Annotated in this window: 16 protein-coding genes and 1 tRNA gene; 10 read left to right on the top strand and 7 right to left on the bottom strand. The window is 42.8% G+C overall.

What is annotated here, in order from left to right:
* Positions 1–30: 30 nt before the first annotated feature.
* The 5 genes from PQO05_RS08810 to PQO05_RS08790 form a co-directional block, all read right to left on the bottom strand.
* The gene (locus PQO05_RS08810; protein ID WP_273632336.1) at positions 31–1,350 is read right to left on the bottom strand and encodes an amino acid permease; all 1,320 of its coding nucleotides are present in this window, start codon (positions 1,348–1,350) and stop codon (positions 31–33) included.
* A gap of 68 nt (positions 1,351–1,418) precedes the next feature.
* Positions 1,419–2,255: an ATP-binding cassette domain-containing protein gene (locus PQO05_RS08805; protein WP_273632335.1), complete on the bottom strand. Its 837-nt coding sequence runs from the start codon at positions 2,253–2,255 to the stop codon at positions 1,419–1,421.
* On the bottom strand, positions 2,252–2,932 hold the full coding sequence (gene modB, locus PQO05_RS08800) for a molybdate ABC transporter permease subunit (RefSeq protein WP_273632334.1): 681 nt from the start codon (positions 2,930–2,932) through the stop codon (positions 2,252–2,254). The genes PQO05_RS08805 and modB overlap by 4 nt, the downstream gene beginning before the upstream one ends.
* The gene (gene modA / locus PQO05_RS08795) at positions 2,932–3,687 is read right to left on the bottom strand and encodes a molybdate ABC transporter substrate-binding protein (protein ID WP_273632333.1); all 756 of its coding nucleotides are present in this window, start codon (positions 3,685–3,687) and stop codon (positions 2,932–2,934) included. Before modA ends, modB begins: the two co-directional genes overlap by 1 nt.
* 1,094 nt (positions 3,688–4,781) lie before the next feature.
* Complete coding sequence (locus PQO05_RS08790) at positions 4,782–5,249, bottom strand: ankyrin repeat domain-containing protein (RefSeq protein ID WP_273632332.1); 468 nt, start codon at positions 5,247–5,249, stop codon at positions 4,782–4,784.
* A 145-nt stretch (positions 5,250–5,394) separates the two neighbouring features.
* On the opposite strand from PQO05_RS08790, the gene PQO05_RS08785 reads away from it, so the two are divergent.
* The 6 genes from PQO05_RS08785 to PQO05_RS08760 all read left to right on the top strand — a co-directional run bounded on the left by PQO05_RS08785 (position 5,395) and on the right by PQO05_RS08760 (position 10,123).
* Positions 5,395–5,634: a MoaD/ThiS family protein gene (locus tag PQO05_RS08785; protein WP_273632331.1), complete on the top strand. Its 240-nt coding sequence runs from the start codon at positions 5,395–5,397 to the stop codon at positions 5,632–5,634.
* A gap of 5 nt (positions 5,635–5,639) precedes the next feature.
* Positions 5,640–6,050: a molybdenum cofactor biosynthesis protein MoaE gene (locus PQO05_RS08780; protein ID WP_273632330.1), complete on the top strand. Its 411-nt coding sequence runs from the start codon at positions 5,640–5,642 to the stop codon at positions 6,048–6,050.
* A 3-nt stretch (positions 6,051–6,053) separates the two neighbouring features.
* The gene (gene moaA / locus PQO05_RS08775) at positions 6,054–7,046 is read left to right on the top strand and encodes a GTP 3',8-cyclase MoaA (protein WP_273632329.1); all 993 of its coding nucleotides are present in this window, start codon (positions 6,054–6,056) and stop codon (positions 7,044–7,046) included.
* 14 nt (positions 7,047–7,060) lie between these two features.
* Positions 7,061–8,167 (top strand): HesA/MoeB/ThiF family protein, encoded by a 1,107-nt coding sequence (locus PQO05_RS08770; protein WP_273632328.1) that lies wholly within the window; start codon positions 7,061–7,063, stop codon positions 8,165–8,167.
* The gene (locus PQO05_RS08765) at positions 8,167–9,354 is read left to right on the top strand and encodes a molybdopterin molybdotransferase MoeA (RefSeq protein WP_273632327.1); all 1,188 of its coding nucleotides are present in this window, start codon (positions 8,167–8,169) and stop codon (positions 9,352–9,354) included. The genes PQO05_RS08770 and PQO05_RS08765 overlap by 1 nt, the downstream gene beginning before the upstream one ends.
* Before the next feature lie 232 nt (positions 9,355–9,586).
* Positions 9,587–10,123: a hypothetical protein gene (locus PQO05_RS08760; protein ID WP_273632326.1), complete on the top strand. Its 537-nt coding sequence runs from the start codon at positions 9,587–9,589 to the stop codon at positions 10,121–10,123.
* Positions 10,124–10,137: 14 nt separating this feature from the next.
* Here PQO05_RS08760 and tamL read toward each other — a convergent pair whose 3' ends face one another.
* The gene (tamL, locus tag PQO05_RS08755; protein ID WP_273632325.1) at positions 10,138–12,507 is read right to left on the bottom strand and encodes a translocation and assembly module lipoprotein TamL; all 2,370 of its coding nucleotides are present in this window, start codon (positions 12,505–12,507) and stop codon (positions 10,138–10,140) included.
* On the opposite strand from tamL, the gene PQO05_RS08750 reads away from it, so the two are divergent.
* The 3 genes from PQO05_RS08750 (at position 12,498) to PQO05_RS08740 (ending at position 13,571) form a co-directional block, all read left to right on the top strand.
* Positions 12,498–13,247, top strand: a complete 750-nt coding sequence (locus tag PQO05_RS08750) for a TrmH family RNA methyltransferase (protein ID WP_273632324.1) — start codon at positions 12,498–12,500, stop codon at positions 13,245–13,247. The two genes, tamL and PQO05_RS08750, sit on opposite strands and share 10 nt — an antisense overlap.
* Positions 13,248–13,294: 47 nt before the next feature.
* A tRNA-Cys gene (locus PQO05_RS08745) sits at positions 13,295–13,365 on the top strand.
* 29 nt (positions 13,366–13,394) lie between these two features.
* Positions 13,395–13,571 (top strand): spore protein, encoded by a 177-nt coding sequence (locus tag PQO05_RS08740; RefSeq protein ID WP_273632323.1) that lies wholly within the window; start codon positions 13,395–13,397, stop codon positions 13,569–13,571.
* A gap of 115 nt (positions 13,572–13,686) precedes the next feature.
* On the opposite strand, the gene PQO05_RS08735 is transcribed toward PQO05_RS08740, so the two are convergent.
* Complete coding sequence (locus PQO05_RS08735; RefSeq protein ID WP_273632322.1) at positions 13,687–14,730, bottom strand: quinone-dependent dihydroorotate dehydrogenase; 1,044 nt, start codon at positions 14,728–14,730, stop codon at positions 13,687–13,689.
* A 159-nt stretch (positions 14,731–14,889) separates the two neighbouring features.
* Here PQO05_RS08735 and PQO05_RS08730 point away from each other — a divergent pair, with 159 nt between their 5' ends.
* A complete protein-coding gene (locus PQO05_RS08730; RefSeq protein ID WP_273632321.1) occupies positions 14,890–15,642 on the top strand; it encodes an SGNH/GDSL hydrolase family protein in 753 nt (250 codons plus the stop codon).
* The last annotated feature ends 27 nt before the right edge of the window (positions 15,643–15,669 follow it).

Here is a 15,669-nt window from a genome sequence, read left to right as displayed (position 1 = left end):
GAGAGGTATTGAAAAAAGCAATTCAGATTTTTAATCTTCCGAAACCTTTTTCTTATAAATCCCCCAAACATAAAAAGGCACACCAGCCATCAGCAGTATAAAGCCGTAGAAAACAGAACTTTGCCCGGCACCTGCAATTTCCCATAGGGTGTAAACAAAAGCAAGCATACCTAAAACAATAGCCGGTACCCATCCCCTGCTTTGCAGGGATTTTTTTTCGAGCCGGATGAGGATGTATGACGTTACCGAAAACAGGTAAGGTACCAGCATGGTAAACACTGACAGGAGCAACAGAAACCTGAATTGTTCTACCAGTGCCTTAGTATAGTTCATACTCATAAATAGGGAGATAATGATCCCGCTGATGATCATACCTACATAAGGCACACCTTTACTATTCAGTCGTGTAAAGATGGCCGGGAAAAGCTTATCCTTAGCAATAGCGAAAGGCACCTGGCCTTGTACCAGTGTCCAGCCATTAAGTGCACCAAAGGCGGCTATGGCAACACCTGCGCTTACCCAGTAGCGTGCACTTGGCCCAAACATAATAACCGCTGCATCAGCAAATGGGGTAACCGAGTGTTGAAGTGCTTTATTGGGGATAATACCCATCACACTTATGCTGCCCAAAACATAAACCAGTGTAGCAATCAATAAGCCCAGCATGGTAGCCCGCGAGATAGTTTTACCCGGATCGGCCACACTGCCGGATGGTATAGTTGCAGATTCGATACCGATGTACGAGAACATCGTCATAGTAGCAGTTGCTGTTATAGCTCCCCAAACAGATGTGTTTGTATTGTTAAAGGGATGAAAGTTTTCGGCTCTGATAAAAAACAAGCCGCCAATGGCGATAACCAGCAAAGGCAACAATTTTAAAATGGTAGTAGCCAGCTGTACTTTGCCCGATGTTGCCACACCGCGCGTATTTACCCAGGTAAGTAACCATATAGCACATAAACCGGTAAGCACTGCTGCCAGTGTATTGGTTGCCAATGCCGGAAAAAACGTACTTAGCGCACTTACAAATGAGATTGTGATAGCCGCATTGGCACATGATGTAGCGAGGTAATATCCCCAGGCTACTAAAAAGGCGGCAAAATCGCCCAGACCATGGCGTGTATAAGCATAAGGGCCACCAGTGCCTTGCGGAAGTAACTTGCTGAGGTTACTAAATACCCTCGCCAAAAAGAATGATCCGATAGCAGAAAACACCCAACCCAGCAAGCTCACGCTGCCGAATGATGCCATCGCCGCAGGCATTAAAAACACCCCAGCGCCTATCATATTGCCCACCACCAGCGAGGTGCTGGACCATAGGCCTAATTTCTTTTTGTCTGCTTCTGCCATGCTAAATTTAAATGCTTTAGGAGGGTGATAAAGATAGGCGATTAGGATGATACCTTGTAATGATATGCTTAAATCATCTTCTCTACATCTCCCAATTCCACACTAACCCTATCTCCTACCTTCAAGGCTTCCACTCTCTTTACGCGGTGTAATCGTTGGTCGAGCAAAACCGTCATCCAATCGCCGTCGGTACTGATAACTTGTCCAAAAAGTTTTATTGATTCATTCTCTGTCAACCCAAAAACATGGGCTGGCGTACCTGCTTTTAGAATTCTTCCCTTATCGATAGATAATATCCTGCTGGTTAAATGATAAACCTCGGCAATATCATGGCTTACCAATAACGCGCTGAACTTATATTCATCATGCAATTGCAGAAGTTCTTGTTGCAGTTGTACCCGGTTTTCATTATCCAGGGCAGATAATGGTTCGTCTAACAATAATAATGAAGGCTTTCTAATCAATGCACGTGCTAACGCAGTGCGTTGCTTTTGCCCGCCGGATAATGTTTCGGGTTTATGATTAGCGAAAGTGCTTAGCCCGGTTAAATTAAGCAAGTGGCTGATTAATGCTTCATCCGCATTTTTACCGGCAGCGTACCGCAGGTTTTGCCTTACAGTCATATTGGGGAACAAAGCGTAATCCTGAAAAACGAAGCCAATATTGCGTTGCTGTGGAGGCATACTGATCTTTTTTGAAGTATCCAACCACACCTCACCATTCACCTCGATGAAACCATCTTCGGGATGAATAAGCCCGGCAATAATTTTCAGCAAAGTGGTTTTCCCTGCCCCTGATGGCCCGTATAGCGCAGTTATATTTTGTAGCGGTAATTCGGCATCAAATATCAGGTTGGATGCACCGTCGGCCATGTTCAGTTTTTTGCGGATGCGGATCCTGATCATAGCGCCAAACGGTTTTTGATTAAACGTTTATTGATGATGTAAACCAACAGCAAAATGCAAAAGGAAATAACCAGCAACACGGCCGAGTAAACATGTGCTGCATGGAAATTCAATGCTTCGGCCTCATTATAAATAGCGATTGAAGCCACTTTTGTAACGCCGGGGAGGCTGCCGCCAATCATCAGCACTAAACCAAACTCGCCCAGGGTATGTGCAAATGTGAGTACAATACCGGTAAGCAATGCCGGGCGGATATTAGGCAGTAAAACTTTAAAAAAGGTATCCGTTTTTGATCGGCCCAAAGTCCAGGAGGCTTGCTGCAGGCTTTCGGGCAAGGCTTCTAAACCACCCTGTATCGGGTGAACCATAAATGGTAAACTGTAAATTATCGACCCGATCACCAACCCAGGGAAAGTAAATACCAACCGCACATTGAACCACGATTGTAGCAAGGCACCAAAGCCATGTGCCGGACTTAAGGCCAATAACAAATAAAAACCCAATACGGATGGCGGCAACACCAAAGGCAGGCTGATCAATGCTTCGGCAATTGATTTGAGTTTCCACCTGCTTTGTGCCAGTAAGGCAGCCAAAGGCAAACCAATAATTAGCAGGCAAACCGTAGTTATTGATGCCAGTTTAAAGGTAAGCCAAAGCGGTTGCAGATCAATCTCCATTATTTATAACCGTAGGCTTTTAAGATCTTCTTAGCTTTTGAACCGAATAAAAAAGTATAGAATTTTTGTGCTTCTTTCAGATTTTCACCTGATGATGCCTTCAATATTACTACCCCTTGCGCAATGGGTTGATAAAGCTTTTCGTTTACTGCTACCCACTTGCCTTTATCCTTCTGCTCAGGATCGAGCACAATAGATTTTGCCGTAAAAGCCACTTCTGTAGCCCCACTTAGCAGGTATTGGTTCACCTGGGCAATGCTCTCGCCATAAACTATTTTATCTTTAAGCTGCTCGGCTAGTTTCAGTTTGCCGAGGGCTTGCATAGTGGCTTCGCCATAAGGTGCCAGTGATGGGTTGGCTACTGCTATTTTATGAAAAACAGGCTGGGTTAAATCTGATGGCTGGCTCAGTTTAGCATCCTTATTGAGCGTCCACATAATCAATTGTCCATAAGCATAAATGCGCGGCTGATCGAGTGTCAGGGTCTTATCGGCCAGTTCTTGCGGGTATTTCATGTCGGCAGAAAGAAACACATCAAAAGGTGCGCCTTGCTCTATCTGTGTAGTTAATTTACCCGATGCACCTACAATTAAGTCGGCATCAACATTGGTCTCTTTTTTAAATTCTTCGGCCAGTTTTTTGGCTACATATTGCGCGTTGGCAGCTACGGCAATACGTAATTTGTGTGGCTGCGCGTAAGTTGAAAGACTAACGAACAAGCAGGTAATTAAAAGTAATATTTTGATTCTTGGCATTTATTGCAAAGTAATATTTTTTTATGCTGTTAACAATCATTCCGGCAATCCGTTTTTCATTAGGGAGGGTGGGGTTATATATGAATCGTCAGTGGATGTTCTTTTTCTTTTCTCTCAAAAGAAAAATGAACCAAAAAGAAAAGTCGCAGCCGGGCCTTGTTGCTATGAACTACCTGTGCTTTAGCAATACCTGTGGTTGCCGCAACATTGCCAATGCTGCATGAGTAAAAGGTTATGTTAGGATTGTAGTTGGGTCGGGGCAATCTAAAACTTTTCGTGTGGTGGCTCTGACGCAAAAGCGTGGCCGTGAAGTGGACTTGTGCGGTGGAGCTTTTTTGCGTCTTGATCTTTCGGTTACTTTTGGATCAAGCCAAAAGTAACAGCCTACCCGCGGCGATTGAGCGGGACTGACGTTGATAAAGCACAACACATTCATAATAGCTTCTGCGATATTAAAGGAAGTGCTGATCGATCTGAGATTGCTTCGTTCCTCGCAATGACGATAAAGTTAATTAATGCTTATTTTGTTTCCTGAATTTCGCTCTTACGCTAAAACAACGTACTGATTAATAGCTATAAAGCCAACGATTATAAAAGCCAGTATGGCTAACATTAAATAAATATGATCGACTGTAAATTTACCGTTGGCCTTTTGTTCGATGGAGAATGATCGCATAATTCTTTGCTGAGGCTTAGACGTTCGGAATTGCATTTAGTGATAGATTGATACCGCAAATTTAAGAATGCAGCCACTAAAAGCATACCGTGTTTTAACGGTATAGCCACGCTTTTTAAACGGGATACCCCCAGCCCCCTAAAGGGGAGCAAAGAACTTTTCTCAGTTATTTGTCATCTGAGCGATGACAAATAATGACAAATTATTAGCCCTCCCCTTCAGGGGGATAGCATGTACCCACATCTTTTAACCTGGTACAATTTATACCCCTTATTACTGCTAGAAGTGGTAGCACTGTCATTGCATTCCCCTAAATTAGAGGAACACCACAGTCATCGCAACTTCCCAAAACGTTAATAAGGGGTAGAAATTTAGGCTGAGCGAACTATATTCTTTAGGTAAGAGTTGGGTGGGGTTTTTACTTATTAACTTCTACCGCCATTAAATCAAACCCTTCATAATTCTTCTTCTCCAGGGCATAATCTATCGGGCTTTTGCCTGTCGCGTCTTTGAGTTGCGGGTCTGCACCGTGGGTTAATAAAAGCTTTATCAGCTCATTATGGCCAAACATTGCTGCAAAAGTTAATGCAGTATTACCATTGCCGTTTGTGGCAGCAACGTTAGCACCATGTTCTAAAAGTAATTTGGCGGTTTCGGTATAACCTTTAAAGCATACACCCATTAGCGCGGTATTGCCCATGCCATCTTTTAGTTCGGTATCAGCACCGGCTTCGAGCAAGGCTTTTACGGCATCGAGGTTATTATAGTAGGTTGCAACAATCAAAGGGGTTGAGCCACGGCCGTCCTTCACATTAGCATCGCTAGTTTGGAGGGCAGTTTTTAATTCTTTAATATTATTGGTACGGGCTGCTTCAAAGATATCCATAGTATTTTTCGGTTTTGATGATAAGCAAAGTTAAAGGACTAACTGATTAAACGTCATCGATTTAATTTATGGGCTATCAATGACATGAATAACACACCCGAAAACCATAAATGGGTATATTTGTTGGCAAGCTTATATACATATAATGGAAATACTGCTGTTTGGAATTACGCGCGACATTGCCGGTAAAGCGAAACTCACCATACCCACGGGCGAAGATTTGCAAACGGTAGGCGATTTAAGGATTTGGCTGGGGCAACAATATCCGGCTATGGCTGCTTTAAATTCATTGGCTGTGGCAGTTGATAGCGAGTATGCCGATGATAATACGTTTATCAACAGCGTTAGCGAAATAGCCCTTATTCCACCAGTTAGCGGAGGTTAATTAATATGCTGATCCGTATAGTTGAACATATTGATTTAAGCGAAGCCCCTGCTTATTTAGGCAGTGAGGAAACCGGTGCTATCAACCTGTTTGTAGGCATGGTACGAAACCACAGCAAGGGTAAAAAGGTACTTCATCTCGATTTTGAGGCTTATGAACCGATGGCTTTAAAGGAGATGGAAAAGCTGGGCTTACAGGCGAAAGAGCAATGGCCGCTTTACGAGGTGGCAATTATTCATGCTGTTGGTCATAAATTGCCGGGACAACCAGTGGTGATTATTGGTGTATCATCTGCCCATCGCGATGCTTCTTTCGAGGCATGCCATTGGCTGATTGATGAGCTGAAACGTACTGTGCCCATCTGGAAAAAAGAATTTTACGAAGACAATAGCGTTTGGGTTAATGCCCATCCATAATAAATGAAAGAAAGCTTATTAGTTGATCAGCATGGCCGCCGTTTAAATTACCTGCGGCTTTCGGTTACAGACCGGTGTAACTTCAGGTGCTATTACTGCATGCCCGAAGAAGGGATTAACTTTGCCCCGCGTAAGGAGCTGCTTTCTTTCGAGGAGATGTACCAGCTATCCAACGTTTTTGTTGGTTTGGGCATCGACAAGATCCGCATTACCGGCGGTGAGCCCTTTGTGCGTAACGGTATTATCCCTTTTTTATATAAACTGAGCGAGCTCGATGGCTTAAAGGAAATTGTAGTTACCTCTAACGGTACACTTTCAGCCAAACACCAATCTGCATTAAAAGAAATGGGTATCCGGAAGATCAATATCAGCCTTGATTCGCTGGATGCAGAACGTTTTCATCGCATTACCCGCCGGGATAGTTTCGATACCGTTTATAATGGCATTTTAGGATTATTGGATGATGGCTTCGAAATTAAACTCAACTGCGTTATAGCTGACAATAAGAACATCGAAGATATTATCCCTTTTATTGAGTTGACTAAAAATCATCCCCTATCCGTACGCTTCCTGGAAGAAATGCCTTTTAACGGAAGTGCTATTTCCGGCTATTCGGGTTGGGATTATCAACGGATTTACCAACACATCAGCCAACATTACACTGATATTAATAGGATAATCAGCGATGATAATTCTACCTCGGTTAACTATAAGATACCGGGATATGCAGGTGGCTTTGGTATTATCCCATCATTCAGCCGTACATTCTGCGGCACTTGTAACCGTGTTCGCTTATCAGCTACCGGCGAATTGAGGACTTGTCTTTATGGGCCACCCGTAGCCAACTTGCGCGATACATTGCGTAGTGGCGCCACAGGCGAAGGTTTACAGCAAATACTATTAAATGCAGTTGCTAAACGCGAGAAAGATGGCTTTGCGGCAGAAGCATTAAGCAACGGATCTATACACACCTCCATGTCGGTTTTGGGGGGATAAAAAATCATCAACTAATGAGTACTGAAAACAGATACAACCGGCAAACACAGTTGGCTAACTTTGGTCAGCAGGCGCAGGATAAGCTGAAACAAGCCAAGGTTTTGGTGATTGGTGCCGGAGGGCTTGGCGTACCTGTACTGCAATATCTTACAGGAATGGGTGTGGGCACCATCGGTGTAATGGATGGCGATATAATCAGCCTCAATAATCTGCATCGCCAGGTTTTATATGCCGAACAGGAAATTGGCAGATTGAAAGCCGAGGTAGCTGTAACCAAACTGAGCAGGTTAAACTCCGAAGTTCAATTTAAATCCTACACTCATTTTTTAAATACAACAAACGCCTTACAGATCATTAAGGAGTATGATCTGGTGATTGATGCCAGCGACAACTTCGGCACACGATATTTGGTTAATGATGCCTGTGTGATCTTGAATAAACCTTACATCTACGGTGCCGTACAGCAAATGGAAGGGCATGTAAGCGTATTTAATTACCAGGGCGGCCCAACTTACCGTTGCCTGTACCCTACACCGCCTTCGGCTAATGAAATACCAGATTGTAATACGGCCGGGGTATTAGGCATAACGCCGGGCATTGTGGGTTGCCAGCAGGCTTTACAGGCTGTTAAAATAATTACAGGTGTGGGCGAAATTTTATCGGGTTACCTGCAGATCTTCGACTTTGAGCGAAACGATCAGTATAAGATCAAACTTAAAGCCAACCCCGAATATCAAAATATTAAGCAATTGCAAAAAGATTATGATACACCATCTGCCCCGGCAGGCGGCAAATTAGAAATAGAAGAGCTTTACCAATGGTATACCGATGCCAAGCCGTTTTACCTGGTTGATGTTCGTGAACTAAAAGAGTTTAATGAAGAGCATCTGGAGGGCTCACACCATTTCCCCTTATCAACTTTAGCTGAACATTTGGATGAACTCCCCCAAAACATCCCCTTAGTGACTATCTGCCAGATTGGTGGCCGAAGTGCCAAAGCAGCCACTATCATTACCGATGCCTTGCCCAACAGCACAGTCTATAATGTAGTTGGTGGCCTGGAAACCTGGTTTGATGAGGTGGGCGAACAATTTGTGATCTATCCAAAACAAAACGCCTGATGATTTCTGTAGAAGAAGCATTACAATTGGTACGCGCACAGATTCGCGATTATGGGACGGAAGAAGTTGAACTGCTCCAATCAACCGGTCACATATTGGCACAGGATATTGTGGCCGACAGGGCTTACCCCCCTTTCAACCGCGTAACCATGGATGGAATTGCTATTAACAGCAAAGCCTTTTCGGCAGGGAGGCGATCATTTAAAATTGAGGGCGTACAGGCAGCCGGTCAACCGCAGCAAACTTTAGTTGATACAGATAATTGCCTCGAAGTAATGACCGGCGCTATGCTACCTTTAGGCACGGATGTAGTTATTCCGTATGAACAATGTGAGATTGTTGATGGTGTTGCCACAGTTAATATCGAAGAAGTCAGCACACTGCAAAACGTACATTTAGAAGGTACAGACAGCAAACAAGGTGATATACTTGTACAATCAGGCCACAAAATTACACCGGCTATTGTTGGCTTAATTGCAGCATCAGGATTAAGCAAAATATTGGTTAAACGCCTGCCTAAAGTTGCAGTATGTGCTACTGGTGACGAGCTGGTGGAGGTAGATGAACAGCCGCTCCCCCATCAAATCAGGCAATCCAATAGCTATATGCTGATTGCGGCCTTACATGCCGAAGGCATCCATGCACAACGTTACCATCTGCGCGATGATCCGCAGGTAATGCTCGAAGAGTTAACTACCATTACCAATTACTATGATGTGGTGCTGTTATCAGGCGCAGTATCAAAAGGCAAGTTTGATCATCTGCCAAACGTACTAAACCGCTTAAAAATGGAAGCTATTTTCCACGGTATTGCACAACGACCGGGTAAACCTTTTTTGTTTGGTAAACTGCCTAATGAAGTTTTAATCTTCGGTTTCCCGGGTAACCCTGCATCAACATTTGTGTGTTATCAGCTTTATTTTAAAGCTTGGTTGTATCAATCATTAGGCATTTCGTTGCCGGTTATGAAAGCATTTTTAAGCAGGCCTTTTAGCTTTAAGCCTAACTTAACCTTGCACGCACTGGTAACAATAACTTACAATGAAGGTAAATTGATTGCTACTCCTATTGAAACGTCAACTTCGGGCGATATGGTGAATTTAGCCCTGGCTCAAGGCATTTTAAGTTTACCTGCGGATAGAAATGAGTTTACTACAGATGAAGCTTTTGATTTGCAGGTAGTTTAAACTTTACGATCCTTCTGGTGTTCTATTTTTGTCATTCTGAACGTAGTGAAAAATCCTCTTTGCCCTGTGTTGCGGATTTGCATATTGAAGAAGATTCTTCGTTAGCACTCAGAATGACAAATGAACAGTATCCTAAAACCTCAAATAAGAATATTCACCATTTTAAGAATGGCAATTATAAATTACTATTTTTAACAGCGGATAAAACCCCAACCTGCTACCCGTATCAACCATGAAAATAAAATTCTTACTTACTGCGCTGTTGCTGTTAACAATTAGCTTTAGCTATGCGGACGCAATTGTTATTAAACACTTCATCGTTAAATCCAACCCCTTTGCTAAAGATGAAGTGGCCATTTTAGCTGCTGAAGACACTACCAATGAGATTAACGAGAAAGTAAGCGGCAATTTCGTTTTCACCGTAAATGGTTTCGAGGATACTTTAAAGTTTGATAAGGGCACTGCCTTTTATCACCATAAAATAATGCGCTCCAGCTTTATATATGTAAAGCACCATAACGATACCGGCACTTACGGCACATTATACTACCTGTATAAACACGCCGATGATATTACCCCTGTACACATCAGCTGGGTGTGGTTACTGGCTATACCTGCCGCTTTAATTATTATCGGTTACCTGTTTAAGCGGTTTATTATTATTGCCATTATTCTTTTTGTGATATTCCTGTACTTTAACCATTCAAACGGCTTAAGTATGCCTACGTTCTTCGAGAGTGTGTTGACTGGATTGAAGAATCTCTTTTAAGGAAGAATCAGATTTTAGAAAGGCAAACCAATACCGAAGTTTAACTGCATAAAGTTATATGATTCGCCGTTGAGGGCGCGGTAATTGTTCTTAAAGTCACCGGCCTTAAACAGCTCATTAAAGTGATTGATAAGCACCCACTGGTCGCTGCCGCTAAACTGCGGGTCTTTAAATTTAAAGGCCGCATCAAAACGCAGGATAAAGAAGGTTAGATCGAGTCTGAAGCCCGTACCAATACCCATTGCTGTCGACTGAAAGAGGTTATCCAGTTTAAACTGCCCGCCCGGATTTTCGCTTGCGCCTGCAACACCAGGCAAACGCCAAACGTTACCAAAATCTATAAACGTGGCCCCCTTAAGCTTCGAGCCGAAGAAGTTGTTGCTCACGTTATAACGGTATTCCATATTACCGATAATCTTAATTTCCCCAAACTGATCGAGGTATTTTAAATTATTTCGGCTGGCGGTATCAGTACCATAATATGTGCCCCTGTTAAAATTACCCGGCCCTAAAGTACGTGGCAGCCAGGCACGGATGTCATTAGCGCCACCGGCATAAAAATTTTTCTCAAATACCAGTTGGTTACTGTTACCATACGGTATACCTATGCCCGGGTTAAGCCTGAAAACAATCTGCTTCTCTCCGCCAAGGTGACGATACACCCTTATATCAGCCTCCAATTTAGTGTATTGCGAAAACGCGTAACCAAAAATTTCACGCTGCCCCAGGTCATCTTTAGGTGTGTTAAGCAATTTGGTAAGTAAAGCAAGCGTGTTACCACCAACATCTATAAAGCCGCGGAAGTAAGTAAAATTATCGAGCGTGTTAAGCTTATTGGCATTTTGCTGATAGGTATACTGGCTACCTATAGTAAACACGGTACGCCCGATCAAATAGATATAAGAATACCTTCCGTTGGCTTTTAATAGATCATAAGCTGAGGGCACGATTGAGCCTCTCGAAAACTCGATATTAATTGGCGTTAAGCTATGCAGTTTGCGGCTGGTTTCGGCCCAGTCATAAGTAAGCGAGTTAACAAGGCTCTCACGGGTTACCAGGTCTTTCTGATAAAACAACTGGTAACTGCTGGAGAAAGTAGTATGTGGCACCCCATACTTACCTAAAATTGGTAAATTAAAGGGCGATATAATCCGCGGATAAGTTAAACTGGCACCTACCTTAAAATCCTGATTTTCGATCCCGTTTGAGTTAACCGAGTTACGGCCGTTATCAAATAATATACTCCAGTTTATTTTTACCTGCAAGGCAGCTGTGGTTTTAAAGGCATTACGGTCTGTAAAGGTATTGCCGAAGTTATAACCATAACGGCCGCCGCTGAATAAGAACTCGCCTTCTACCCTGTCAGACATTTGTTTGAGCGGGATAATATCGATCTTGGTATCCAGCCGCCGGTTTACACTATCGGGCAATTTGGTGTACGTGGGGTTGGGCACGTTTTTAAATACATTGAGCTCCGAGAGCCGCGATGTGGTAAGCGTTTGCTGATCAATATTATAAAGCTCTCCCTTTTTCTGGAAAATGTAGGTGGTAACCGTTTTAGGTTTAAACCGTTTGGAGAAATCAACAAAACGAAATTGCGAATCGAGCTGCAGGGTATCGGCATGGCCGGGTGTACGGCCATTACTGTTAGCAATGGTGATCAGCGTATTATTGATCTTATAAACGGGGTGCTCTTTTTTACCGGCGGGGTTGCCGATAAGCACTTTCAGATCAACTACATTGCTGTTAAAGGTAGAATCATACTCGAAGGTGATATACTGGCGAAAGAAATCGAAGTATCCGTTACGCTTCATCACCAGGTAAAACTCATCCCTGTCGTAGGCTAAACTATCGGTATCAAAACGCCCGCCTGGTTGTATGTGCGAAAACCTGATGCGGTTGGCGCGATATAATGCCCTAACCTTAACGTCTTCAATACTATCCTGAAATTTGCGTATTTTAAAAAGCGGGCCTTCTTTCGCAGTAAAATACAAAGAAGCGCGTTTCTTTTTAATGGTAATAGAATCAGTTACCTGCGCTTTTAAATAGCCTTTATTATGCAGAAATTTCTCGATTTGTAACCGCGAAAATTCAACCAAATTACTATCCAGCAGCGATGGCGGGTCACCGATGTTTTTCTTTCCGTTTTTACTAAATGTTAAATAGAATTGCAGGTTTAGCCAGTTATTAGGCTGCTCGCCTTTGTCGATATAAGTTAAAGCTGCTTCAGAAAACTCCTTATCAATACCTTTTACCTCTACATGGCGTACAAGCGCCTGATTATCTTTAAGTTTACGGGTAAGGCTACATCCCGAAAGCAAAAACAAAAGTAAAATAGTTAATATTGTAAGGCGGTAATTGGCCGGCTTTATATATGCTTTCAAAATCTCAAATCAGTTTAATAACATCCTTACAACATAAAAAATTCCGCCATCAACACAACCTGTTTATTGTTGAAGGGCATAAATCTGTATCAGAGTTTGCACAATCAAGCTACCAGTTGGAGGCGATATATCATACACCCGAATTTGCCGTAAAATTGCTGAAATTATCCAATAAAATAAACTTTCAGGAAATTTCTGCTGCCGATATGGCCCGTATCACTTGCCTAAAAACACCAACCGATGTGTTGGCGTTGGTTAAGATACCTGTTTCCCCGGTATTAGATTACAGCTTACTAAAAGAAAAGTTTTCATTAGCCTTAGATGGTGTGCAGGACCCCGGCAATATGGGTACCATTATCCGTACGGCCGACTGGTTTGGCATCGAACATTTAATTTGTTCTGATGATACCGTTGATGCCTATAACCCTAAAGTGGTACAGGCTACAATGGGCTCACTGGCAAGGGTAAAAGTACATTATACCGATTTGCTGGAAACCCTGCCCCAATCGAAATTAAATATTTTTGGTGCTTTACTTAACGGAACAAACATTTATAATACTACCTTTGGTGCCGAAGGCATACTGATAATGGGTAACGAAGGCAACGGAATAAGGCCCCAGGTACAAGAAGTTATCAACACTGCGGTAACCATTCCACAGGCCGGAAAGGCTGAGTCATTGAACGTTGCGATGGCTACAGCGATCTTCTGTTCGGAGATTAAACGAAATACATTAAAATAAAAATTGTTCTGCAAAAATAAATTACTATTTTTGCAATCCCGAAAAATGGTCGGATGGCCGAGTGGCTAGGCAGAGGTCTGCAAAACCTTTTACAGCGGTTCGAATCCGCTTCCGACCTCACAAAGGAAAATTTAAAAAATTAAGACGATGAGTGTTACACGTTTAAAAAGAAAAGACAGAAGAAATAAAACTGTATCTCGTTTAGAGGTTCAATTTCTTAAATTAGCTACTAACCTAGAATTAGGTAGCCGTTCTAAAGAGAAAAAAAGCAGCCAAATTGCTAAAAACAATGCTGTTTTAGCTAAACTTGTTGCTGGTAAATAATTTACCGCTAAAAAGTATTTAAAATCCTGCTGACTTATCAGCAGGATTTTTTTATGCCCTATAAATAATAAAAGCGACTCATGGCCGCTTTTATTATTTATAAATCTTTGCTCTGTTACTTACTCAGCAGAGCCCTATTAATTCGTCCTATCAAGGCCGGGCCCTCGTAAATAAAGCCGGTATAAAGTTGGATAAGCGATGCACCTGCATTCAATTTATCAATGGCATCTTCGGCAGAGTGGATCCCTCCTGCCCCGATAATCGGGAAAGCATGGTTCGATTTCTCAGCCAGGTAACGGATCACCTCTGTTGACCGGTGCGTTAACGGCCTGCCGCTTAAACCACCTGCTTCTTTAACAATTTTTTCTGATGAAGTAAGGCCCTCGCGGCTAATGGTAGTATTGGTGGCAATCAGTCCGTCTATTTTAGTTTCGGCAACAATATCAATTATATCGTCCAACTGTTCGTTGGTTAAATCCGGAGCTATTTTTAGCAGAATAGGTTTACGTACACCGTTTTTATTATTGCGTTGCTGTAATGTGCTCAGAATTTCCGTCAATGGTTTTTTATCCTGCAAAGCACGCAAACCTGGCGTATTGGGCGAACTCACATTCACCACAAAATAGTCAACCACATCAAAAAGGCGGTCGAAGCACTTGATATAATCGCTTACAGCCTCTTCATTAGGTGTATTTTTGTTTTTGCCGATGTTACCACCTATCATCAAACCCTTTTGCGCTTCGGGCTGATTTTTGCGATAAGCAGCAATTCGCTCGGCCGCCATGTCAACGCCTTTGTTGTTAAAGCCCATGCGGTTAATCAGCGCTTCGTCTGCAGGCAACCTAAACATACGTGGCTTATCATTACCAGGCTGAGGCAAAGGGGTTACCGTACCAACTTCAATAAAGCCAAAACCAAGGTTAGCCATTTCGCTAATGTATTCGCCATTTTTATCAAAACCGGCAGCCAGGCCAACCGGGTTCTTAAACTTCAGCCCTAAAACTTCTCTCTCCAACCGTGCATCCTCAACCCGCCATAACGACCGGCTTAAGGCCGAACCACCGGGTGCATGATTAAAACGTTTCAGGTTTTTGGTTACAAAATGATGTACCTGCTCGGGATCGAACTTAAAGAGTATGGGTTTAATTAACGAATACATACTGCAAAGGTATCCATTTTTACTTTCGGCCTTTGAACTTTAAAAACAATATTTACCTTTAGTTCATAGATCATAGTTGATGGTTCATAGCCGAACCTGGGCTTACTATGATCTATCAACTATGACCTATGAACTACATAAACACCTACCCCAAAAAACATGAATAACCGTCGTGATTTTATTACTAAAGCAACAACTGCTACAGTTGCTGCCCTTACCATACCCAGCATTGTTACATCAGCACTTGCTGCATCATCAGGCAAAAAGAGAGTAAGTATAGAAGCCGGAAATACAATTTTATTTCAGGGCGATTCGATAACCGACTGGGGCCGCGATAAAAGCAAAAATGAGCCTAATACCAACGCTGCTTTAGGTGGTGGCTATGCTATGCAGGCTGCAGCCGGTATATTATTTAAATACGCCGATAAAAACTTACAGGTTTACAACAAAGGTATTAGCGGCAATAAAGTGTATCAGCTGGCCGATCGCTGGGATGCCGATTGCCTTAATATCAAACCCAACATATTAAGCATACTCATTGGCGTAAACGATTTTTGGCATACCCTAACCGGTGGCTATAAAGGAACTGTGGAAAATTACACTAACGATTATAAAAAACTGTTAGATCGTACCAAACAAGCCCTGCCAGATGTAAAACTCATTATCGGCGAACCCTTTGCCGTTAAAGGCGTAAAGGCGGTTGATGATAAATGGTATCCGGCTTTTGATGCCTACCGGGCATCAGCAAAAGATATAGCCAATCAATACGATGCCGTGTGGATTCCCTATCAATCCATCTTTGATAAAGCCATAGAACTTGCCCCTGGCAATTATTGGACAATAGATGGCGTACACCCAAGCGTAGCCGGTGCGCAGTTGATGGCACACGCCTGGCTGGAAACAGTGAAATAAGAAGGAGAAAGGACGAAAGGACAAAGG

This window comes from Mucilaginibacter jinjuensis, from assembly GCF_028596025.1.
Classification (GTDB): Bacteria; Bacteroidota; Bacteroidia; order Sphingobacteriales; family Sphingobacteriaceae; genus Mucilaginibacter; species Mucilaginibacter jinjuensis.
Note: the sequence above shows the minus strand (reverse complement) of the source record. Positions and strands in the feature narration are given on the sequence as shown.

Coding starts and splice junctions, on each gene's coding strand:
- PQO05_RS08805 (WP_273632335.1), bottom strand. CDS start 2,255: ATGATCAGGATCCGCATCCGCAAAAAACTGAACATGGCCGACGGTGCA.
- PQO05_RS08735 (WP_273632322.1), bottom strand. CDS start 14,730: ATGTATTCGTTAATTAAACCCATACTCTTTAAGTTCGATCCCGAGCAG.
- PQO05_RS08740 (WP_273632323.1), top strand. CDS start 13,395: ATGAGTGTTACACGTTTAAAAAGAAAAGACAGAAGAAATAAAACTGTA.
- PQO05_RS08760 (WP_273632326.1), top strand. CDS start 9,587: ATGAAAATAAAATTCTTACTTACTGCGCTGTTGCTGTTAACAATTAGC.
- PQO05_RS08750 (WP_273632324.1), top strand. CDS start 12,498: ATGCTTTCAAAATCTCAAATCAGTTTAATAACATCCTTACAACATAAA.
- moaA (WP_273632329.1), top strand. CDS start 6,054: ATGAAAGAAAGCTTATTAGTTGATCAGCATGGCCGCCGTTTAAATTAC.
- PQO05_RS08765 (WP_273632327.1), top strand. CDS start 8,167: ATGATTTCTGTAGAAGAAGCATTACAATTGGTACGCGCACAGATTCGC.
- PQO05_RS08785 (WP_273632331.1), top strand. CDS start 5,395: ATGGAAATACTGCTGTTTGGAATTACGCGCGACATTGCCGGTAAAGCG.
- modA (WP_273632333.1), bottom strand. CDS start 3,687: ATGCCAAGAATCAAAATATTACTTTTAATTACCTGCTTGTTCGTTAGT.
- modB (WP_273632334.1), bottom strand. CDS start 2,932: ATGGAGATTGATCTGCAACCGCTTTGGCTTACCTTTAAACTGGCATCA.
- PQO05_RS08730 (WP_273632321.1), top strand. CDS start 14,890: ATGAATAACCGTCGTGATTTTATTACTAAAGCAACAACTGCTACAGTT.
- PQO05_RS08790 (WP_273632332.1), bottom strand. CDS start 5,249: ATGGATATCTTTGAAGCAGCCCGTACCAATAATATTAAAGAATTAAAA.
- PQO05_RS08770 (WP_273632328.1), top strand. CDS start 7,061: ATGAGTACTGAAAACAGATACAACCGGCAAACACAGTTGGCTAACTTT.
- PQO05_RS08780 (WP_273632330.1), top strand. CDS start 5,640: ATGCTGATCCGTATAGTTGAACATATTGATTTAAGCGAAGCCCCTGCT.
- PQO05_RS08810 (WP_273632336.1), bottom strand. CDS start 1,350: ATGGCAGAAGCAGACAAAAAGAAATTAGGCCTATGGTCCAGCACCTCG.